Origin of the sequence: Mesobacillus selenatarsenatis SF-1 (assembly GCF_000813125.1) — a bacterium.
Classification (GTDB): Bacteria; Bacillota; Bacilli; order Bacillales; family Cytobacillaceae; genus Mesobacillus; species Mesobacillus selenatarsenatis.
The window spans coordinates 1-21358 of record NZ_BASE01000119.1 but is presented as its reverse complement, the minus strand read 5'-3'; the positions used below and the strand labels follow the sequence as shown (position 1 = coordinate 21358).

The 21358-nt window shown below is 44.0% G+C and carries 24 protein-coding genes; 15 read left to right on the top strand and 9 right to left on the bottom strand.

All coding sequences use genetic code 11. The features are described from left to right. Positions 1-268 precede the first annotated feature (268 nt). Positions 269-1003, bottom strand: coding sequence for a YwaF family protein (locus TY49_RS21505; RefSeq protein WP_041967957.1), 735 nt, complete (start codon positions 1001-1003; stop codon positions 269-271). A 208-nt stretch (positions 1004-1211) separates the two neighbouring features. Here TY49_RS21505 and TY49_RS21500 point away from each other — a divergent pair, with 208 nt between their 5' ends. Beyond that, entirely contained in the window at positions 1212-1415 is a 204-nt protein-coding gene (locus TY49_RS21500) for a zinc ribbon domain-containing protein (RefSeq protein ID WP_041967956.1), read from the top strand. 225 nt (positions 1416-1640) lie between these two features. Here the strand turns inward: TY49_RS21500 and zwf are convergent, their stop codons facing one another. After that, positions 1641-3140, bottom strand: a complete 1500-nt coding sequence (gene zwf / locus TY49_RS21495; RefSeq protein ID WP_084135574.1) for a glucose-6-phosphate dehydrogenase — start codon at positions 3138-3140, stop codon at positions 1641-1643. Between the two features lie 257 nt (positions 3141-3397). Between zwf and rnz the strand changes: the two genes are divergently transcribed. The 6 genes from rnz (at position 3398) to TY49_RS21465 (ending at position 8600) form a co-directional block, all read left to right on the top strand. Then, positions 3398-4327 (top strand): ribonuclease Z, encoded by a 930-nt coding sequence (rnz, locus tag TY49_RS21490; protein ID WP_041967955.1) that lies wholly within the window; start codon positions 3398-3400, stop codon positions 4325-4327. Positions 4328-4344: 17 nt separating this feature from the next. Then, on the top strand, positions 4345-4893 hold the full coding sequence (locus tag TY49_RS21485) for a histidine phosphatase family protein (protein ID WP_041967954.1): 549 nt from the start codon (positions 4345-4347) through the stop codon (positions 4891-4893). 92 nt (positions 4894-4985) lie between these two features. Then, the gene (locus TY49_RS21480) at positions 4986-5270 is read left to right on the top strand and encodes a hypothetical protein (protein ID WP_041967953.1); all 285 of its coding nucleotides are present in this window, start codon (positions 4986-4988) and stop codon (positions 5268-5270) included. Between the two features lie 106 nt (positions 5271-5376). Further along, positions 5377-5745 (top strand): ArsR/SmtB family transcription factor, encoded by a 369-nt coding sequence (locus TY49_RS21475; RefSeq protein ID WP_041967952.1) that lies wholly within the window; start codon positions 5377-5379, stop codon positions 5743-5745. Continuing rightward, the gene (locus tag TY49_RS21470) at positions 5738-7873 is read left to right on the top strand and encodes a heavy metal translocating P-type ATPase (protein WP_084135573.1); all 2136 of its coding nucleotides are present in this window, start codon (positions 5738-5740) and stop codon (positions 7871-7873) included. The genes TY49_RS21475 and TY49_RS21470 overlap by 8 nt, the downstream gene beginning before the upstream one ends. Before the next feature lie 106 nt (positions 7874-7979). Further along, positions 7980-8600, top strand: coding sequence for a class I SAM-dependent methyltransferase (locus tag TY49_RS21465; protein WP_041967950.1), 621 nt, complete (start codon positions 7980-7982; stop codon positions 8598-8600). Here TY49_RS21465 and TY49_RS24835 read toward each other — a convergent pair. The 4 genes from TY49_RS24835 to proC all read right to left on the bottom strand — a co-directional run bounded on the left by TY49_RS24835 (position 8597) and on the right by proC (position 12107). Next, positions 8597-8740, bottom strand: coding sequence for a hypothetical protein (locus tag TY49_RS24835; RefSeq protein ID WP_156972749.1), 144 nt, complete (start codon positions 8738-8740; stop codon positions 8597-8599). The two genes, TY49_RS21465 and TY49_RS24835, sit on opposite strands and share 4 nt — an antisense overlap. A gap of 212 nt (positions 8741-8952) precedes the next feature. Then, entirely contained in the window at positions 8953-9975 is a 1023-nt protein-coding gene (gene namA, locus TY49_RS21460) for an NADPH dehydrogenase NamA (RefSeq protein ID WP_041967949.1), read from the bottom strand. 80 nt (positions 9976-10055) lie between these two features. Further along, entirely contained in the window at positions 10056-11201 is a 1146-nt protein-coding gene (locus tag TY49_RS21455; RefSeq protein WP_041967948.1) for a glycosyltransferase family 2 protein, read from the bottom strand. Positions 11202-11261: 60 nt separating this feature from the next. Then, the gene (proC, locus tag TY49_RS21450) at positions 11262-12107 is read right to left on the bottom strand and encodes a pyrroline-5-carboxylate reductase (RefSeq protein ID WP_041967947.1); all 846 of its coding nucleotides are present in this window, start codon (positions 12105-12107) and stop codon (positions 11262-11264) included. 542 nt (positions 12108-12649) lie between these two features. Between proC and TY49_RS21445 the strand changes: the two genes are divergently transcribed. The 4 genes from TY49_RS21445 (at position 12650) to TY49_RS21430 (ending at position 16414) form a co-directional block, all read left to right on the top strand. Beyond that, positions 12650-13615 (top strand): MBL fold metallo-hydrolase, encoded by a 966-nt coding sequence (locus tag TY49_RS21445; RefSeq protein ID WP_041967946.1) that lies wholly within the window; start codon positions 12650-12652, stop codon positions 13613-13615. A gap of 11 nt (positions 13616-13626) precedes the next feature. Next, positions 13627-14418 (top strand): SDR family NAD(P)-dependent oxidoreductase, encoded by a 792-nt coding sequence (locus TY49_RS21440; RefSeq protein WP_041967945.1) that lies wholly within the window; start codon positions 13627-13629, stop codon positions 14416-14418. 132 nt (positions 14419-14550) lie between these two features. Then, positions 14551-15072, top strand: a complete 522-nt coding sequence (locus TY49_RS21435; RefSeq protein WP_041967944.1) for a sigma-70 family RNA polymerase sigma factor — start codon at positions 14551-14553, stop codon at positions 15070-15072. Continuing rightward, a complete protein-coding gene (locus TY49_RS21430) occupies positions 15065-16414 on the top strand; it encodes a DUF4179 domain-containing protein (RefSeq protein WP_041967943.1) in 1350 nt (449 codons plus the stop codon). The genes TY49_RS21435 and TY49_RS21430 overlap by 8 nt, the downstream gene beginning before the upstream one ends. Positions 16415-16464: 50 nt before the next feature. Here the strand turns inward: TY49_RS21430 and TY49_RS21425 are convergent, their stop codons facing one another. Further along, on the bottom strand, positions 16465-16656 hold the full coding sequence (locus TY49_RS21425; protein WP_041967963.1) for a YqzH family protein: 192 nt from the start codon (positions 16654-16656) through the stop codon (positions 16465-16467). A 228-nt stretch (positions 16657-16884) separates the two neighbouring features. Between TY49_RS21425 and TY49_RS21420 the strand changes: the two genes are divergently transcribed. Both TY49_RS21420 and TY49_RS21415 read left to right on the top strand, forming a co-directional pair. Continuing rightward, positions 16885-18144, top strand: coding sequence for a Y-family DNA polymerase (locus TY49_RS21420; protein ID WP_041967942.1), 1260 nt, complete (start codon positions 16885-16887; stop codon positions 18142-18144). Between the two features lie 21 nt (positions 18145-18165). After that, the gene (locus TY49_RS21415) at positions 18166-18504 is read left to right on the top strand and encodes a YolD-like family protein (protein WP_041967941.1); all 339 of its coding nucleotides are present in this window, start codon (positions 18166-18168) and stop codon (positions 18502-18504) included. A gap of 146 nt (positions 18505-18650) precedes the next feature. On the opposite strand, the gene TY49_RS21410 is transcribed toward TY49_RS21415, so the two are convergent. Continuing rightward, positions 18651-18875, bottom strand: a complete 225-nt coding sequence (locus TY49_RS21410) for a CDGSH iron-sulfur domain-containing protein (protein WP_232310499.1) — start codon at positions 18873-18875, stop codon at positions 18651-18653. Between the two features lie 142 nt (positions 18876-19017). Between TY49_RS21410 and TY49_RS21405 the strand changes: the two genes are divergently transcribed. Both TY49_RS21405 and TY49_RS21400 read left to right on the top strand, forming a co-directional pair. Continuing rightward, positions 19018-19347, top strand: a complete 330-nt coding sequence (locus tag TY49_RS21405; RefSeq protein ID WP_041967939.1) for an iron-sulfur cluster biosynthesis family protein — start codon at positions 19018-19020, stop codon at positions 19345-19347. 85 nt (positions 19348-19432) lie between these two features. Then, entirely contained in the window at positions 19433-19978 is a 546-nt protein-coding gene (locus TY49_RS21400) for a hypothetical protein (RefSeq protein WP_052442264.1), read from the top strand. A 149-nt stretch (positions 19979-20127) separates the two neighbouring features. On the opposite strand, the gene TY49_RS21395 is transcribed toward TY49_RS21400, so the two are convergent. After that, complete coding sequence (locus TY49_RS21395; RefSeq protein WP_041967938.1) at positions 20128-21081, bottom strand: alpha/beta hydrolase; 954 nt, start codon at positions 21079-21081, stop codon at positions 20128-20130. Positions 21082-21358: the final 277 nt, after the last annotated feature.

The window sequence follows — 21358 nt, the reverse complement described above, 5'->3', positions numbered from 1 at the left end:
TTTTCTTCCACGAGCTTTTTTATTTCTTTAAAAGGTCGTAAATACTCCAGGTATCCTGAAAAGTGCATTTTGGTGTTCACAAAGATATATGTTTAATTAATTTAATTGAGTGATATGTCCCCGGTCTGGGGAGGACAGGAGAAAACCGGTCACATAAAGAAGTGATATGTGCCCGGTCTGGGGAGGACAGGACAAAACCGGTCACATAAAGAAGTGATATGTGCCCGGTCAAGGAATCACAGGAAAAAACGGGTCACAAAAAGAAAGTTCAGGACTCTGAAAAAGAAGTTCTTTTATCTCCTTTTAGCCAGATTCGTAAACAGAGCCATACGATTAAACTTAAAAAGACCAATAAACTTTCCAAAGATAAAATGTACCATGGATAAGGTCCGAGTAAATCCATGAAGCTAGGACTTTTTGGTTTATGGCGTAAAAACCAATAGTTTCCGTCAGCTGCCTTATTAATGAACAGGATCGCTGGCAACAGCAGATTGATAAATAGAACAACTTTTATTACAGAACTGAATGTTGGGTAATAACCTTTTGCCCATAGGAAATAAAGGGTTACCCACACAATCATCAGATGTGCATAAAAAAAGTGAAAAAAGCGGAAATGGGGGAAATCATAAGTTAATGCAGGCGTGATGATGGCTTGTGTTGCCCCTAATAAAGCAATGAAAAATAAAAGCTCGAAATATATCTTCTTCCTGGTCAATAATAATCCAATCGCAAGCAGAAGACCTATATTGCATAATTCCAGGGGCATTGACCGGCCTAATTTCCAGACAGCATGCTTGTACATCCAAAGATGATTGGTGATCTCAATCAAGATTAAGGACAATGCTGTTACCAGCTCCGCTTTCCTCCATCTTTCATCACTTAATTTTTTTCGGTTAGCGAAAATGAAAGTATTAACCAAAACACAGATAACCAATATCGTATAATGACTCGCAGAAAACATATCGAAATCGAAGTCTTGATTACTGTGACCAAACCACTCCATGTTTTCACCTCTAGTCTGAAAATAGAACAAACATAAGTTATCCCTTTTAGGTTTCTTTTATGTAGGCTCTTTTCGTAAACTTTGCTGCTTGCACAAACTGAAGGTTTTATACATTCCAATCTAAAACTCCTCATAACAGCAAAAAAGTGAAACCGATTTTCACCTGAATCGTAAATGTAACATAGCTTAAAAAAGGGAGATGGAATACATGAACGGAAATGGTTGTATAAAATGCGGAAGCACAGATGCAGGAAAGAAGGATGTTGCAATGACGGGAACGGGCTTGTCCAAGATGTTTGATATCCAGAATAACCAGTTTACCGTCGTTTACTGCAAGAATTGCGGATACTCGGAGTTTTACAATAAAGATGCATCTGCAGGTTCTAATATCCTTGATTTGTTTTTCGGATGAACTAAAAAAATCCCGCCTGTTGCCATGGCGGGATTTCATTGTTGTTAAGGAATTTATAAAGTTATTGAGGTGTGGATAACTCCATGAAGACTTCTTAATCCAGCTCCAGCGCCTAGCCCCTCGAGTCGCTTCGGTCCGCCCAATGAAGTCAAAGAACGACTTCACTGATCGGCCCTCCACCGCTTGTCGGGGCTGAACGAGGCGCTTGCGCTTTTTGCTCTTCTATTAGCATTTTTCTACATCGATTTCAGTGATTGGCCACCAGAAGAATCCATCTTTCTCTAACAGCTTGTCTGCAGCGTCAGGGCCCATAGAGCCGGATGCATAGTTCGGGAATGACGGTTCTTTTGTGTTTTCCCATACAGCTGAAATATTATCAACGAAGCTCCATGACAATGCGACTTCATCCCAATGCGTGAAGTTTGTAGCGTCTCCTCGCAATGAATCAAATAGGAGTTTTTCATATGCTTCAGGAGTGTTCAGTCCGTCAATGCCTTTATTGGCATAATTCAATTTTACAGGTGTAGCGTCTGTACCCTGGCCAGATTTCTTGGCGTTCAAGTGAAGCGTGATTCCTTCTTCAGGCTGGATATGAATGACGAGAAGATTTGGATTCACCGTTTTTTCTGGCTGATAGTACAAATCCATCGGGATATCTTTGAATTGGATTACAATTTTAGTTGACTTAGCCTTCATTCTTTTTCCTGTACGGATATAGAAAGGAACTCCAGCCCAGCGGAAATTATCAATCATCAGCCTACCAGCGACAAATGTCTCCGTATTGGATTCAGGATTGACCATTTCCTCCTGTCGGTATGCAGGGACGTCTGTTTCATTCATGCTGCCTTTATCATATTGGCCGCGAACAAAATATTCATTGACTTCTTCGCCTTTTACAGGACGGAGAGCACGGAATACTCTTACTTTTTCTGAACGGATTTCATCTGTCGTCAGCTTGATCGGCGGTTCCATCGCAAGCAAGGAAACCATTTGCAGCATATGGTTCTGGACCATATCGCGCAAGGCTCCGCTTTTCTCGTAATAACGTCCGCGTTCTTCGACTCCGAGCGTTTCACTTGATGTCACCTGGATATTAGAAATGTACCGGTTATTCCAGAGTGGTTCGAACATCGCATTCGCGAAACGGATTACTTCAATGTTTTGAACCATTTCCTTGCCAAGATAATGGTCAATCCGATAAATTTCATCTTCAGAAAAAGCTTTACGAATTTGCTTGTTCAACACTTTTGCAGACTCAAGATCATGCCCGAATGGCTTTTCGATGACAAGGCGTTTGAACCCGGCTACGTCAGTAAGCTTATCCTTCTTTAAATGTTCAGCAATTGTTCCAAAAAATTCTGGTGCCATCGCCAGGTAGAAAATTCTATTGCCATTAAGTCCATAGTGGCTGTCCAATTCTTCCGCAAGCTTTCCAAGAGCGAGATAAGAACTTGAATCAGTAACGTCATGGGAATGGTAATAGAACTTGGAAACGAATTCTTCGATGTCAGCTTCTGTCTCCCCATTTTCCTTCACAGATTCTTTTACCCTCAGCTGGAATTCTTCATTTGAAAGTGAACGACGGGCAACGCCGACGACCGCGAATTTGTCCAGTTTTCCTTTTTCAAACAAATTATAGAGGGAAGGAAACAATTTACGATTTGCCAGGTCTCCCGTTGCCCCGAAGATCATGATTAAAGCTGTTGGTTTTTCGGTTTGTGCCACAATATAGAACCTCTCTTTTATGTGAATTTAAAAGTATGTATAAAAAACACTCTACAAATACAAAATTTTATCCCTTTCGTGAACAATTAGCAACTGTTTAAACTGAGCTTAGTTTTCTTCCAATTGCTTGGAACTATCCCCGCATGAGTTAAATCCAGCGTTTGGTTTAGATGAATAAAGCCAGTTGTGATATATTGAAATGAATAATAAATGCCTGTAAGGATTACAGGCATTTTGTACGGGAGGATGTCAGGATTATGGATGTGTTTTTTCTTGGAACAGGGGCAGGCGTCCCAGCCAAGCTGAGGAATGTGACCTCAATCGCACTAAAATTGCTTGAGGAGCGGGGAAGTGTCTGGCTGTTTGACTGTGGAGAAGCAACCCAGCATCAAATTTTACATACAAGCATAAAGCCGCGGAGGATTGAGAAAATCTTCATTACCCACCTGCACGGAGACCACATATATGGCCTGCCTGGGTTGTTGTCGAGCCGCTCCTTTCAGGGAGGAGAGTCGATGGTTACCGTCTATGGACCTCCCGGGATTAAAGAGTATATTGAGGTATCTTTGAAAATCAGTAAATCCTATTTGAAATATCCAATTGAAATCATCCAGCTACAGGAAGGGGTCATTTTTGAAGATGAGCAGTTTATCGTTGAGACTAAACTCCTGGAGCATGGAATTCCCTCATATGGGTACAGAGTAAAGGAAAAGGACCGGCCAGGAACGCTTCTCGCCAATAAGCTTCAAGCCGCAGGGGTTAACCCTGGTCCTGACTACAGGAAAATCAAGAATGGAGAAGAAGTCATTTTGGACGATGGAACGGTCATCAATCCTGCTGAATTTGTCGGTCCCCCGCAGAAAGGAAGGGTTGTCACGATTTTGGGTGACACAAGGGTTTGTAAAAGTGCTCAACTTCTTGCCCAAAATGCAGATCTTCTCGTCCATGAAGCGACTTTTTCAGCAGATGAAGGTACCCTTGCCTATGAGTATTTCCATTCGACCACTCTGCAGGCCGCAGAAACAGCCTTGAATGCTGGTGTAAAAAAACTGTGCCTGACCCATATTAGCTCCAGGTATGACCGCAATGACTGGAAGGAACTTGAAGCGGAAGCACGAACAGTGTTTGCCAACACTGTTGTTTCAGAAGATTTTATGGAAATTTCCGTACCTTATGAACATGACTGAATAAAGGGGTGTTTTGATTGAAAACAATCTATCTTGTACGTCATGCAAGTGCGGCTGGCCAGCCTATAGACTCTCCACTGACTGAACAGGGCAGGAAACAGGCGCTGGCATTAGTTGACTTTTTCAAACGAAAAGAAATAGATATCATCTATTGTAGCCCCTTTAAAAGAGCCGTCGATACAATTAAACCTCTATCTGATGCAAGGAGGATAAGAGTTCTCGAAGATGACAGACTCGGAGAAAGAGTGCTGAGTACGGTCAATTTTGAGGACTGGCGTGATAAGCTAAAGCAAACCTTTGAGGATTTTGAGCTTGTTTTTGAAGGAGGAGAATCCCATTCAGCTGCGATGAATCGTGCGAAATCACTGATTGAGGATTTATTATGTTCGGAACATGACCACATTTTACTAGTCAGCCATGGTAATATGACTACATTGCTCATGCGGTATTTCAATGAAAGTTTCGGATACGACTGCCTGATGGAAATGACGAATCCGGATGTATTTGAACTTGTCGTTTCCAGTGAAAAAACGATGCTGAATCGAATATGGGATGACCGAATTTAGAGTTTTTTAGTTTAAAAAAGAACCCAGAGGGAATTGGAAAGTGGTGGAATCATTTCCATCCTATCAACAACACGAATACTGGGGGAATTATTATGGAGTTTTTGCTGTTATTCGGTCTTCATCTATTTATCATGGGTTCACTTGTTCTTTTGTTTAGCGGAATTATCACCTTTCTCTTCCCAAGGATGCATTTTCTCATCACGATCTCACTATTTGGAGCAGTTGGATTTTTATATGCCGTCATCTTTGAAGTGATGGATCTTGCGATATTCGCAGTTTTCTTCAATATGATTCTTTCCTTGACCGCAGTTGGTCTCGTTAAATTGGGGTTTTACTTCAAGAGGGTTGCGGACCGTCAAGGAGAGAAAATAGCTTAAACTTTAAAACCAGGATTTCCTGGTTTTTTTATTTTTGTTTGACAATCAAACGTTCATTTGAATAAGATATAGTCAAATGATCATTTGAATTAACGAGGTGAGCAGTTTGAAGGAGCAGGATGTCTGTCAGGTCAATTGCGTCCATGACGATAAAGTGGAGCAGGTGTCTGCAGAACTGAAAGAACAAAATACCTCTGCAGCAGCAAAAATTTTCAAAGCTTTATCAGATGAAACTAGGATTAAAATCGCATACTCACTATATGTAGGGAATGAGCTTTGTGTTTGTGATGTAGCTGCAGTCGTCAACTCGTCCACAGCAACTGCTTCACACCATTTGAGGCTGTTGAAAAACCTTGGACTCGCTAAATACCGCAAGGAAGGTAAGCTTGTTTATTATTCACTAGTCGATGACCATGTAAAGCAATTGATTCACCTGGTGTTTGAACATCAAAAGGAGTTGGAATTGAATGACTGAAGCAGCGCAAACTGGCGAGAAAACAATATACCGTGTACAGGGTTTCACCTGAGCTAGCTGTGCCGGAAAGTTCGAAGAGAACGTAAAGCACCTGGATGGTGTTTTTGATGCAAAAGTTAATTTTGGCGCTTCCAAACTGACTGTTTTCGGTAAAGCCTCCATTGATGAACTGGAGCAAGCAGGTGCTTTTGAGAACCTGCGGATTTACCCGGATAAAGCAGAAATTATCCCTGAAAAAAAGAAACCGTTCTGGCAGGAAAACTCTACGGTTCTGATCAGCTTACTGATGATCATTGCCGCATACTTTTTCCAGTTTAATTATGGGGAAGATAGTTTGCCGGCTATCCTATTATTTTTAGGAGCTATTATTGTAGGTGGCTACTCCCTGTTTAAAAGCGGGATAAAGAATCTTCTTAAGCTCGATTTTGACATGAGGGCACTGATGACTGTTGCTATCATCGGAGCTGCCATCATTGGGGAGTGGAGCGAGGGTGCCGTCGTTGTCATATTGTTTGCGATCAGTGAAGTACTTGAGAGATATTCAATGGATAAGGCAAGAGCCTCGATTCGTTCGTTAATGGATATCGCACCAAAAGAAGCACTGGTCCGGCGGAATGGCAAAGAATACGGCATTAATGTAAATGAAATAGAAGTCGGCGACATCATGATTGTAAAACCGGGCGAGAAAATTGCCATGGATGGGGAAGTGATTGCTGGATTCTCGGCTGTCAACCAGGCGGCGATTACAGGCGAATCTGTACCAGCTGATAAGGACGTAGGCGATGAGGTGTTTGCCGGCACGCTGAATGGGGAAGGTCTTATCGAGGTTAAAATCACTAAATTGGTCGATGATACCACAATCGCGAAAATCATTCACCTTGTCGAAGAGGCCCAGGCGGAAAAGGCTCCTTCCCAGGCATTCGTTGACCGCTTTGCCAAGTATTATACACCGATTATCATTCTTGTCGCATTTTTGGTCGCTATTGTACCGCCGCTTCTCTTCGGTGCAGACTGGAGTGAGTGGGTTTATCAAGGCCTGGCCGTCCTCGTTGTCGGATGTCCGTGCGCCCTTGTCATTTCAACTCCAGTTTCAATCGTTACAGCGATTGGCAACGCCGCTAAAAACGGTGTGCTTGTAAAGGGTGGAGTCCACCTTGAGGAAATGGGCGTGCTGAAAGCAGTTGCCTTTGATAAGACTGGGACACTCACAAAAGGAGTGCCTGCTGTTACTGATTTCAAAATACTGTCTGGTCATAATTCAAGCGGTCTTTTTGCAGTAATCGCCGCCCTTGAAAATAAATCCCAGCATCCACTTGCTTCTGCGATAGTCCGCAAGGCAGAAGCAGAAACAGTACCCTATATGGATAAAGTAATCGAAGATTTCACATCGGTAACCGGTAAAGGGTTAAAGGGAACTGTCGACGGAATTGCTTATTATATCGGCAGCCCAAAATACCTTGAAGAAATCGTCGATGGTGGGATTCCAGCTGTGACTGCTGAAGAAATTACACGCCTGCAGTCTGAGGGTAAAACAGTCATGGTTGCAGGTATTGAGTCTCGAATACTTGCTCTAATCGCGGTTGCCGACGAAGTAAGAGAGTCGAGCAGGGAAGTCATTTCCCGTCTGCATGAGCTTGGTATTGAAAAAACAATCATGCTTACCGGGGACAACAAAGGAACCGCCGAGGCAATTGGCAGCCAGGCTGGTGTGTCGGATATAGAATCCGAATTGCTGCCTGAAGATAAGCTAGGTTTCATAAAAGCTCTGCAGAAAAACCACGGAAAAGTTGCAATGGTCGGTGATGGCATCAATGATGCACCTGCACTCGCCGCGGCGACGGTTGGAGTCGCAATGGGCGGAGCAGGAACCGATACGGCACTTGAAACCGCCGATATTGCCCTGATGGGAGATGACTTGAAAAAGCTGCCGTTCACGATTAAGCTGAGCCGCAAAACACTGGCAATCATCAAGCAAAACATCGGCTTCTCAATAGGCGTGAAATTGCTGGCACTGCTATTGGTCATTCCAGGCTGGCTCACTCTGTGGATCGCGATTTTCGCCGACATGGGTGCAACCCTGATTGTTACTCTGAACGGCTTGAGGCTTTTGAGAGTAAAGGATAAATAGGATTACCCCATGATTGGGATATTAATTCCCTCAAAAAGCAAGGACAAAAGCAAAGAAGGTTTAACTTTATTAAAAGCTTAAAATTATTCGGGCTGGAGTGGATAATATGAGAAACTCTTGGAATAAGGTCATCTACAAAGGCTGGGCGCCAATTTATGATGCCATTTTCAATGCTGGCCCTTTTTCGAAGGCGAGAGATGAACTATTTAAAGGAATCCACTTCAAGCCCGGAGATAAGGTGCTGTTCGTTGGTGTCGGAACAGGTGCTGACATCGATAGATTGCCCCATGAACACTTGGAAATCACCGCGATTGATTATTCAGAAGATATGCTTCAGAAAGCGAAGGATAAATATCGGAACTCGAAGATTACTTTTTTGCAAATGGATGCCCAACAGCTCGATTTCACTGATGGTGTCTTTGATTATGTTGTAGGAAGTTTAATATTGTCAGTAGTTCCCAACGGCAGGAAGGCATTTGGCGAGATGGTAAGAGTTTGCCGCAAGGATGGCTTGGTGCTGGTATTCGATAAATTTGCTGAACCAGGGAAAAACTTATCCATTTTTAAAAAGGCCATTAGGCATGTGATCAAGGTCCTTGGAACGGATATCGGTGTATCTTTTGAGAAAATCTGCGAAACGCAAAAGACAAATGTTAGGCTGATTTCTGATGAAGGAGTCATGTTCGGGAATATGTACCGCAGGATTTTGCTCGAAAAAGACTGTTAATAGGATGCTTCCAGAGGGGAAGAGGCTGTTTGAATGACAGCCTCTTTTTCTATGGGTTCATACATTAGTAAAATGATCTTAGGAGTATAACGGACAGAAACACCTGAAAAATGCAAGAAAGTGTCCGTCAACAAGGTCATGACGGAAAGAAACTCCTGAAAAACGGAAGAAAGTGTCCGTCATCAAGGTCATCAAGGACAGAAACTCCTGAAAAGCGAAAGAAAGTGTCCGTCATTCATTAAATATGGCATCAGGATGCCTGAGTACCAAAACAACACTGATTTCCTATAAAAAAGAGGCCTCCCAAAGCTATACTCTGGAAAAGCCTCTTTTGAATTAAAATTTTTTTATCTTAGAATATCCATCCTCGTTCATATTGCTTAGGTGATTGGATGCTTGTTCCAAGCTCTTTAGCTGCTGTCCTTGGCCAGTATGGATCTCGCAGCAGTTCGCGGGCGATGAAAATTAGATCGGCGCGATCGTTCTGCAGGATTTCTTCTGCCTGGATTCCTGTCGTGATCAATCCAACCGCGCCAGTAGCCACATCGGCTTCATGCTTGATTTTTTCTGCGAATTTCACCTGGTAGCCTGGATATGCATGGATTCTTGCTGGTACAACTGCACCAGAGCTGACATCAATCAAGTCAACTCCCAGTTCTTTTAGCGATGAGCCAATCGTTACATAATCATCGACAGTCAAACCCTCTCCATGGTAGTCATATGCAGAAACCCGGACAAACAGAGGTCCATCCCAAACTGTTTTTACCTCTTCAAGCACTTCCCGGAGGAAGCGGAAGCGCTTCTCGGCAGTGCCGCCGTATTCGTCCTCACGTTTATTCGTAAGAGGGGAGAGGAACTGATTGATTAAATATCCATGTGCAGCGTGAATTTCGATTACATCGAAGCCTGCACGCTTTGATCTTTCTGCAGCCAGCCTGAATGCCTCGACAGTTTCCTTGATCTCTTCTACCGTCATAGCCTTCGGTTCCTTGTACTTATCATCAAAAGCAATAGCAGAGGGGGCGATGATTTCATCACGCAACGCTGCTTTTCGGCCGGCATGTGCCAGCTGGATACCAGCTGCGGCACCACTTTGCTTGATTTGTTGAGTCAATTTTGTAAGGCCGGGTACATGCTCATCGCTCCAGATTCCCAGGTCCTGATGGGAGATCCGTCCTTGCGGAGTAACCGCAGTTGCTTCAAGAATGACCAATCCCACTTGCCCGACAGCCCGGCTTACATAGTGTGTTATATGAAAGTCCGTGACAAACCCATCTTCTTTTTCGCATGAGTACATACACATCGGAGCCATGACGATCCTGTTTTTTAGTGTAAGATCATTAATTTTATAAGGGGAAAATAATTTCTTTTCCAATCCAGAAGCCTCCTTTTATTTCGTTAACCAAAATATAATTCAAGTATAACAGGGCTTTCTGTGGAAAGGAAAAATTGTACTCACCGCAACGTGTTTTTTCTTAATTCCGCAAGTGTATACTTCGTTCCGCGCCAGATGATGCCGCCTCTTTTGAAAGTCAGGTAGCTGGCTCTCAGTATGGAGAAGATGAACAGAAGGGCCGTGAAGGGCAGAACCAGGAACAGCCATGGTGAAAAACGGGTCATTTTCTTTGTGACCATCACATAAAGAAAAGCCAGGAATACGAGATTAACGGCACTCAGGATTGCTACTGCCTGATTATTTGAGAATAAAGTGAAGAATGGCACGACCTGGGACACAAAGACACCGAACACCGAAAATAGCACCATGCTGATTCGGTAGTGAAGGCCGGCGAAGGTGTTTTTCTCAAGGCCAGCTAAAGCATCACTCAAGCTTTGGTACCATTCCACTTCAATGAGCGTCATCGCTGTAACAATCCGCTGCTTGAGACCCATGCGCTTTACCAGCATTCCCAACTGCAAATCATCATCAGGGCGCATCTTTATATATTCATGAGTACCAACTTTTTCATAGGCCGCCCTGGTGACCATATTAAATGCACCAATGCCGACCCCAGTCTTCGAACGCGGATTATTGCCGAGCCACGGTCTTTTATAATAGGAAAAGCCAAACAAAAAGAACGCAACGAAGGCCTTCAGCCAGAATGGCTTTGCACTAAGGTTAGGAGCCGCGGTCAAATGATCAAGGACATGTTTCTGAAAATAGCCAACCGCTTTTGAAAAAGCCTCCGGATGATACATAACATCAGCGTCTGTAAATAAAATCAGGTTCCCTGTCGCGCCCTGATAGCCTTTATGGAGAGCGTGGTTTTTGCCAAGCCATCCTTCTGGCAAGCTATCGATATGAATTACTTTGATTCTTGAATCCAACCTTTCTAAGCTCTCCATCACTTTACCGGTACCATCGTCGGATCGGTCATTAACAAGAATCCACTCGGTATTTTTGTAGGTTTGGTTCAGCTGGGTACGAATGCTTTGTAAGATATGTTCTTCCTCATTCCTGGCGGCTACAATCACGCTGATGAGTGGTTCCTGGCCAGCAACCTCTGCCTTTTCAAGGGAATCCAATTTCCTGAAACCAATCAAAGCGTCAATTGTCGCTGCAATCCAGATGACCAAAGTTAAAGAGAGTAAAATGATAAGCACAAAGCACACGTCCCTGTTGTTTTTCTCCATTGTAGAGAAACATAGGGCCAAAATGCAATTTTAGAGCGGACGGTTTGCGGCTGCAAGCTCACTGCCAAGCAGTTGTCCAAGCCTTTGTGATTGGGCTGTGGCTTCTTTTATGCAGGATACGAAAGCAGTTTGGACGCCATGCTGTTCAAGAACGCTGATTCCTGCTTCAGTCGTACCGCCTGGGCTGGTCACCTCAAAGCGAAGCTGGGCAGGCTCCTTATCAGACTTAGTTAGCATTTCCGCTGCACCCAGTAGCGTCTGGATAATCAGCTGCTTCGCGGTTTGCTTTTCAAGGCCGATTTCAGCGGCGCTTTTCTCCATCGCTTCGACAAGGTAATAAATATAGGCTGGTCCGCTTCCTGATAGTCCTGTGACTGCGTCAAGCTGATATTCCTCAACGTTTGTTGTCAGGCCGATAGTGTTAAAAAGCTCCTGCACCAGCGTTTTTTGCGCTTCATTCACCAGAGAGTTGACTGCCAGGGCAGTTGCCGACTTGCCAATCGCAGCCGAGGTATTTGGCATTGCCCTTGCCACTGCCAGCGATTTTCCTGCTGCTGACTCAATAGTCTCAATTGAAACCCCAGCGAGGACGGAAATGACAAGCGTTCCTTCAGGTAAATAAGATTTGATCTCCTCGATCGCAGATGCTGCATCTTTTGGTTTCATCGCCAGGACTACTGCATCCGCGTCTTTAAAAAGCATTCCTGAATCATATGTCGTATTGATTCCATATTTCTGTTCCAGAGATTTCAATCTGGCAGTATCCTGTTTATTTGTCACCCAAATTTGCTCTCCCGGAAGAAGCCCGCTTGCCTCTATACCGGAAATCATCGCTTCTGCCATTGACCCTGCGCCAACAAAAACAAGCTTCTTCATCAACTTCGCCTCCATAAAATTTGTATTGCGTAATTGGCTACGCGATTGTCAACGGAAAAACAAAAAGGCCCTTCATCCATAAAAGGACGAAAGGCCATGCTTCCGTGGTACCACCTTCATTCACTTCTTCGGACAACGCCAAAAAAGTGCAGCTCAACATCCGTTAACGCCGGTATACGTCCAGGTTTGCCTGGCAGCTCGCAAGGTAGGGTTCAACATGAAGAGGGTTGCGGAGCCTTTCAGCCGGTGGACTCCACTCTCTGACACCATTCCTGTCTACTCGTCTTGCTCAAATGCTTTTTAAGATTTTACGAAATTTTAATAGTGATTATGCAAGAAAGACAACCCTTATGTCAAGAGGAAATTGATAAATTTTTAGTTTTTTCTGAAAATATAAAGTGAAAATAATGACATTTGCCCGCTTTAAAGGTAAACTTAATTTTATATTGAAAAAATACCAGGGGCTATAAAGTTGAATGATTTCTAGTATTAACAATCCGTTTATCTTATAGAAAAATAATGTTTTGGGGTGTATAGATTATATGGCTGAATGGAAAGATGGAATTGCCAAACTGACTTTGCCGACGCCTTTCCCGGTCGGTGATGTGAATGCCTATTTGATTAAAGGAGACAGCTTGACGCTTGTTGATGCCGGAACGAAAACAGAGGAGTCCTGGGAGTCGTTCAAGGCGCAGCTGGCCGATTTAAACCTGAAGCCGGAGGACATTGAGCAGGTGATCCTGTCCCATGATCATCCGGATCACGTGGGAATGCTGGACTACTTTTCACCAGGTCTTGACGTATATGGCCATCACCTGAATGAAAGGTGGATCAACAGAACTCCGGAATTCGAGAAGGAGCATAAAGAATTTTATGAAAAATTCTTTTTACAACTAGCAATACCAGAGCAATATTTTGTGCCATCGATGAAAGTAATGAAGAAGACATTAGTATTTTCTTGTAATCGCTCATTGACTGGTACAATTTTGGAAAATGATATTCCGCCGGCACTGCCAGGGTGGAGAGTGATCGAGACACCGGGACATGCCCAGAGCCATATCGTGCTATTGCGTGAAAAAGACGGTACAATGATTGCCGGGGATACGATCCTTGCTGGGATCTCGCCCAATCCATTACTTGAGCCGCCGCTTCCAGGCGAAACGGACAGGCCGAAACCACTGGTTCAATATAATGCAACACTAAAAAAACTGCAGCAGTACCCGATTGGACTAGTATACACCGGACATGGAACGGAGATAACAGAATTGCAAAGCCTGATTGAAAAAAGGCTTGCACGTCAGCATGATCGGGCCATGCAGGTAAGGGGAATGCTTGAGGGCAGGGAACTGACTGTATTTGAGGTTTGTAAAATGCTCTTCCCGACAGTCTATGAGCGTGAATTGAACTTAACCATCTCAGAAACAGTCGGACAATTGGATTATTTGTATTCCCTTGACGCAGTGTCGGTCAGGGAAGAAGGAATATCCTTCGTTTATACAGCAAAATGAGGTGAAAGACGATGCCATCCTTAAAAGGGAAAAATATTATTATTACCGGTGCCTCGGGGGGAATCGGAGTCGAGATTGCCAAGCTTTGTGCGGCACGTGGCGCGAACCTTGTCATTCTGGCCCGGAGTATCGATAAACTTGAGAGTTTAAAAAAGGAATTACAATCAAAGTATGCCATCAATGTCCATGCCCAGCAGCTGGATGTGTCTGACCCTGAAGCAATCAAGCGGGTTTTCTCAGAAGTGCTTACTGACATCCGCTACGTTGATATATTGGTCAACAATGCTGGCTTTGGTATTTTTGATTATGCACACGAAGCGAAAATTGAAGATATCAAAACGATGTTCGATGTCAATGTCGTCGGCTTGATGGCATGCACCTCGATGGTACTGCCTGCTATGAAGCAGAGAAGAAGCGGCCATATCATCAACATTGCTTCCCAGGCTGGCAAGATTGCCACGCCGAAATCAAGTGTATATTCAGCGACAAAGCATGCCGTGCTTGGCTATACGAACAGCCTGCGAATGGAGGTTGCTGATGACAATATCTTAGTCACCTCAGTCAATCCCGGTCCAATCGCTACCAACTTTTTTGAGGTTGCAGATAAACAGGGAACCTACGTGAAAAATGTAAAACGTTTTATGCTGCAGCCTGAGTATGTGGCAAAACAAGTAGTCAATCGCATGATGACGAGAACTCGTGAAATCAATCTGCCCCGCTGGATGAGTCCTGGAAGCATTATTTATACACTGTTTCCTCGCACATTCGAACTTTTTGGCAAAAGAGTTTTTAATCAGAAATAACTTTTGCTTTAAAATCTATTTTTACCTTTAAAAGACCGCCTATTGAAATTTTTGGCGGTTTTTTTCAATTTAGTAAAACTTTTTTCCAGCTTCAAGGTCTAATAGATAGATACAAAGTCAGGGGGAGACATTTTGGAGCTTCAAGAACTCGTACAGAGAGCTAAGAAAGGCGATGAAGCGGCTTTTTACGAATTGATGCAACTTCATAAAGTACGCCTATACCGGATTGCCCTTAGCTATCTGAAAAATAGCGAGGATGCAGTCGAAGCGCTGCAGGAGGTCACCTACAGGGCGTTCCGTTCGATCCGGAAGGTGAAGGAGCCACAGTATTTTACGACTTGGCTGACAAGGATCCTAATAAACTACTGCAATGATGAATTAAAGAAGAAGAAGAAAATTTTCGTCAGCAATGATCTCATCAGCCTGATGGGATCTGAGCACCAGTCCAGCTGGCTTGAGGTCGAGGAAGTCATTGGCAAACTTGATTCCAAAACGAGGCAGGTCATCGAACTTAAATACGTGCATGATTTTAAAATCAAAGAAATTGCCGAGATACTGGAATGCCCTGAAGGTACCGTGAAGACTTGGCTAAACAAAGGGCTGAAAGAGCTTCGCGGACAGCTCGAAGATAAGGGGGGATTGGGCTATGCTTAATGCCGAGGAAAAAAAGCTGACAAAGGCTCAGGCGGCACTTGAGAATATCGAAGTTCCTGAACTCCAGCTGGATCAGGCAATCGCTGCCGGGATCAGCAAGGGAAAAAGGAAGCGGAAGAAAAACCTTTTATTCATGAGAACCTTTGCGTCAGCAGCGATCCTGGTTTTTGCTTTTACAGCGATGCTGCGGACTTCGGAGACATTTGCTTCGTTTGTCACCTCGATTCCGGGGATGGAGAAGATTGTGGAGCTGGTCTTGTATGATAAAGGGCTGACTGCAGCCGTTGAAAATGATTTCGCTCAGAAAATCGGAGTATCCGACGAACATGACGGCATCAAGATTACGCTTGATTCGGTGATTGTGGATGAACAAATGATGGTGCTGTTTTACAAGGTGGAAACTTCCGGGGAGCATAAAGAAGTTTCGATTGATAAATTTTGGCTGACCGACCACGAGGGAAAAGGTATCGAAGAAATAGCATTTTCTTATGACGGGTGGTCAATCAATCCTCAGGATAAAGATAGGCTGCTTCAAGCTACCTTTGAATTTTATGGCAATAACCGCCCTGAAAATCTTAAACTGAGCATGGAGCTTAGTGAGGGCAGAACGGAAGAGAGCGAGCCTGTGCATAAGTTCGCTGACACATGGGTGCTTCCATTCTCGGTTGACAAGGATGCTTTCAAGGATAAAAAAGAAATCATTGATGTCAATGAAACAGTCGAAATTGAAGGGCAGAAGGTTACTGTAGAGAAAGTGTCGATTTATCCAACGAGAATAGGAGTGACAGTCCATTTTGATAAGGAAAATTCTAAGCAAATCTTCGCTTTCAACGATTTGAGGCTCGTCGATAAAACTGGCGAAGAATGGGCCGCTATCAATAATGGAACTACTGCCCGGCATATGGATGAGTTTACAAAGGAATTTTTCCTGCAAAGTAACTTTTTTAAAAAACCAGAGGAGCTTTATCTCCGCTTCAATACTTTGCGTGCACTTGATAAAAATGATCTGGAAATCATTGTCGATCCCAATAAGATGGAAGTGCTGAAGGCTCCTAGTAATGGGGGATTGCTGAAGATCGACAGGGAGGAGAATCATTTGCTGTTCGCTTTCGAAAGAAATTCAAAAGAAGGGCCTAACCATGTTTCATTTGATCTGGCCGTTGATCGGAATAAAAAAGAAATTGGTGATGGTTCATCAGCAATTAGATGGAGCGGCGAATCAGGATTTGTTGAAATCTTGATTCCTTACTTCGGGGAAGGTGCAGCACCCGGCCCGATTACCCTGAAGTTGAATGATTATCCCACAACAATCGAAGGCGAAGCAAATATCAGATTAAAATAATCAAAGGCTGTCCTGTTTTAGCAGGGCAGCCTTTTCGATTCTGTGGTTTTTTATGTAGCTAAAAATTCATAAACCGCATCATTGATGATGTCGTGCAAATCCGTCTCAGGCACATCACTTTTCAGTTCCACAATCTTTTCATATATCTCTTCGAACTCCGCCTCGCCGAACGGCAGTGAATCATCATGCCGGTACTGCACGAAGCATCTCTGGACCATTTTGCGAATGAGTTTTTTATCCATAAAAAAAGCACCTCTCGACCTGATTATACTTGGAAATGCCGGAGAAAACACCTCTCCGAAAAATTGCCCTTTATTGGCATGACTCACCATTTACACCTTAATTAAGTCAGTCACCCGGAAAATTACCATTGAAACCGAACGCATATTCGCTTAATATAATGGGTATAATGAAACGGAACAGATGTTCTTATTATCGGCTGATACTCATGCGGAGAGGAGAAAAGAAACATGGTCGATTACAGCGAAATGCCGCAAAATAAAATTTTATGTGTGGATATGAAGAGCTTTTATGCGAGCTGTGCCGCCGTGATGCTTGGCCTTGATCCGCTTGACTGTTACCTGGCTGTCGTCGGGAATCTGGATCGTCCCGGGAGTGTCGTCCTCGCAGCTTCACCCCGTTTGAAAAAAGAATTCGGCATTAAAACCGGGTCAAGAAAATTTGAAATTCCTGATGATCCGCGAATTATGGTCGTTGATCCGCAAATGTCAACATACCTGCGAATCTCCACGGAAATCTCCCGTGTATTCAATCGCTACGTTCCAAAGGAAGCAATCCATACCTACAGTGTCGACGAAAGCTTCATAAAGGTGGATGGAGCTTCGAAGCTTTGGGGAGACGCTGCTTCAATCGCAAAAAAAATCAAGGATGATATCGAGCGCGAGTTCCAGCTTCCCTGCGCGATTGGGATTGGGCCCAATATGCTGATGTCGAAGCTCTGTCTTGACCTCTATGCAAAAAAGAAGGGCATTGCTGAATGGACCTATGACGATGTCCAGACGAAGCTGTGGAACGTCTCGCCGCTCAGGGAAATGTGGGGGATTGGCCGCCGCGTCGAGAAAACACTGAACAGCATGGGGATTTTTACCGTCGGCCAGCTGGCTCGCTATGACCTTGAGAAACTGGAGAAAAAATTCGGCATCATGGGCAACCAGCTATACTGGCACGCATGGGGAATCGATTTTTCGGATATCGGTGCCCCGATTATGGAAGGGCAGGTCAGCTTTGGGAAAAGCCAGATTCTGCTTCGCGATTACAAAGAAGAAGAAGAAATCAAGCATGTCATCCTCGAAATGAGCGAGGAAGTCGCGCGCAGGGCAAGAAGCCATGGGAAAGCAGGCCGGACCATCAGCTTCGGGGTCGGCTACAGCCAGGATGAATTCGGCGGAGGCTTCCACCGCTCAAGGACAATTGAGGAGCCAACAAATATCACGATGGACCTGTATCGTGTCTGCCTCGAGCTTTTTGCCGAGAACTACACGGGAAAGACGGTGCGAAGCATTTCAATTGCACTCGGGAATCTCGTCACCGACAGCGAATTCCAATTGAATCTATTTGAAAAAAACGGCTGGAAAAAGAAAGAGCTTGGCTATGCAATGGACCGGATCCGCAGCCGCTACGGCTCGACAGCTATCTTAAGGGCGGTATCATATACGGCAGCCGGAACAGCAAGGCATCGCGCTGCACTTGTTGGCGGGCATAAGGGATGATAAAAGGAGGAGGAGAGAAAGATGATTCGCGACCGAGGAAGAATTAAATGGACGTCAATGATGCTTCCTGAGCATGTCAAGATGCTGCGTGACTGGGCACAGGAGGACGAATATGAAAAGGAGAAGCAGCTGGATGAACAGCAGCTTGAACAATTGAATGAAACAATCCTCGAAGCGATGGAGTATAACCGCCCGCTCAGCATCACCTATTTCAGGTACAGAAAATATGAATTGGTGATCGGGAAAATCCATTATTGGAATGAACTTGGGCAGAAGCTCCATATTGTCGACAGATTCGAAGAAATCCACCGTATCGGGATTTCACATATTGCTGATGTCAGGATTGCGGATGAATGGTAGTCAATTCACTGAAAACATCACAAATCTGAGGGGCCCCTTTCAATCCGTATTCAATAGCAACAAAGTGTGAGATAAGAGCCTTAATAAAAATCATTAGAAAGATCCCCATAAAAAAGAGCAATGGATTGCCCATTGCCCTCAAAAAATTATTCCGTTTTATCAGCTTGCGGTGCGCGCACCACTGATTCGAATTTCCCTTTATGGGAAGCATCACAGAACGGCATGTTTTTGCTCATGCCGCAACGGCAAAGCGAAAAAGCAGGCTTCGTTTCATATTTATTGCCGGCACCATCCAGCAGCTCAACATCGCCGGAAATCCTTAATGAACCATTATCATTCACCTTTATCGTTACTTTTGACAAAATAAGCACCCCTTTTCAAATGTCACAATTATCTTTGATAGTAAAAGCTAAACGGAAAAATTGCAAGACTATTTTGAAAGTGTTCGAGGGCAATAAAACGAAATAATGATCCTCGTATGATAAAATGAAAAATCGGAAAGGGAGTGCAGTCATGAAAATAAAAATTACCGAAGCAGCTTCAAACAAACTGCAAGAAAAAGTTTCGGGAAAGCAAGGGTATGTAAAATTGAAATATGATATAGATGGATGCGGCTGTGCCGTAAGTGGGGTAGCTGCCCTCTGGTTTGAAAGTGAACATTATGAGGAAGAAAACAAGATAGAGACAGGCGGGATTCCAATCTATATGGAAAAAGCCAAGGAAGTCTTTTTTGCTGAAGAAATGACGATTGATTATAAGGATACAGCAGGGTGCTTCCAATTAAAGAGCCCGAACGAATATCTGAACCCAAGAATGAGCTTCCATGATAAAAGGAAGTTATAAGTTTACAAAAAATTGAAAAAAAGGTTAAATAAGAGAGAGGGATGTAGAAATACATAGAAGTTTGACGCGAAGGCGGGGGAGAAAGATGGGAAAATTGTGGAGGTCAGCCATATTGATTTTGTGCATGCTTGTGCTGTCAGCGTGCGCTTATAAGACTGCGGGAGAAGCAATCCAAAACGATATTCCGTTCAACATCAAACAAATCGTCCACAAGGAAAAAGTGGAGGATGGATGGCTCATCTTTTATACAACAGAGCAAAAAGAAGGCTCAAACACATTCGAAGCACTGGCAGCAGCCTATATCAAAGGCAGCGAAAAAGAAGGCTGGGAAAATGCGGGGCATAACCACTGGACTTATTATAAAAATGATTTCATGATCCTGTATGCCGACACTTTCACAACCTTTAAAGAAGACGGAACATTGGATACGAAGATTCCCGTGATTTTTGGGAAAGTTGTGAATCCTGATATCAAAACCATTGAAGCTGCAGGACCAGATGGCAAGTTTTCCAAAATAGAAATCTTTGAAAAAGAAAACGAACGCTATTATTACGCAATAGGCGATTACAAAGAAGTCAGGGCACTGGACGCCGCAGGCAAAGAAATCGATCGCCAGGGAGAAAAACAGTAAAGAGGATTGGCTCAGGGGATGAGCCAATCCTTTTTTGCTCCCGCTGGAAACGGAACAAGTTCCCTAACGGACAAACCGAAGCCCGGAAAGAAAAAAGTGTCCGATAGAATCATAAAAACAGTCACCAATAGTCTATTGGTGACATAACGTTACTGATCAACAACAACAGTATCGTCATTTGCATTTCCTTCCTGGGCGAATCCGTATTCCTCAAGAAATTCATCGAGCACCTTTTCATATTGTTCTCGGTTTTCACTGTAGGATTGGGCGTGTAGGCCGTTATCGGCCATGTATAGCTTCTTCGGCCCCAGTTTCTGTTCAAACAGGGCCTCGGTCATTGATGGCAGGATGAAATCGTCCTTGCGGCTATGGATGAAAAGGATCGGGTTTTTAATATTTTCAATAACTGCAATCGGAGATACCTGACTCAACGAATATTTATCACGAATGCGCACGAACATACTGGCGACTGGCAGCAATAGTTTTGGCGGCAAAAACTTAACCTCTTCCTTGATGCGGTAAGCAAGTTGTTCACTGAAGTCGGAGAACGGGCAATCTGCGACATAGAAGTCAGCTCTGTCCTCAATCATGCCGGCATAAAGAAGCAAGGTAGCCGCCCCCATTGACTCCCCGTGGATTCCAAGAAGTAAATCCGGACCTATTTCTTCTCTTAGCCAATCCACCACCGATTTAAGGTCGAACTTCTCATAGTACCCATAGCTTGTGGTTTTTCCACCAGATTCACCGTGGCGCCGATGGTCGTAGATTACAGCATTAAAACCCCGGTTCAAGAATAGGTTCATATATTTTACCGAATTGGTCTTGCTCTGGGTAACCCCATGAGCAATGATGATATACCGATTTGTCTTGTGCGGTTCGACAAGGACTGCTTTCAGCGGATATCCGAAGGACGAGGGAATGCTCACTTCCCTTTTTGGCAGTGCATCATATTCATCTGGAACCAGGTGGCCAGCATCTTTTTCCCGGTTGAAGATTTCATCATCCTCTTTCTTTTTCAGGAACATGACTTTATTGGATATATAAACTCCCAGCGAGGCCAGGACAAGCAAGAAAGAAAATAACACGCGGAATGCCTTTCTCAAGCAGAACCCTCCGTCTCATTCATTTTCTCTATTTTACCATTCACCACAATAAAACAAACATTAAAAAGACCGCCGAATCAGGCGGTCCACCAATAAATGAATGAATAAAATCACTTCGAGAAGTGTCCAGCTCCAGCGCCTAGCCAGTTTTCATCCCCGAGAGTACTTCCTTGAGTATCTTGCGAGAAGCGTTAGCTTTGAGCAGCTCGAGTCGCTTGTCTAGCTGCGGCTCCTAATTCCTCGAGACGTTTGTCTAGTGTCGCCTCCTAGAAACGCA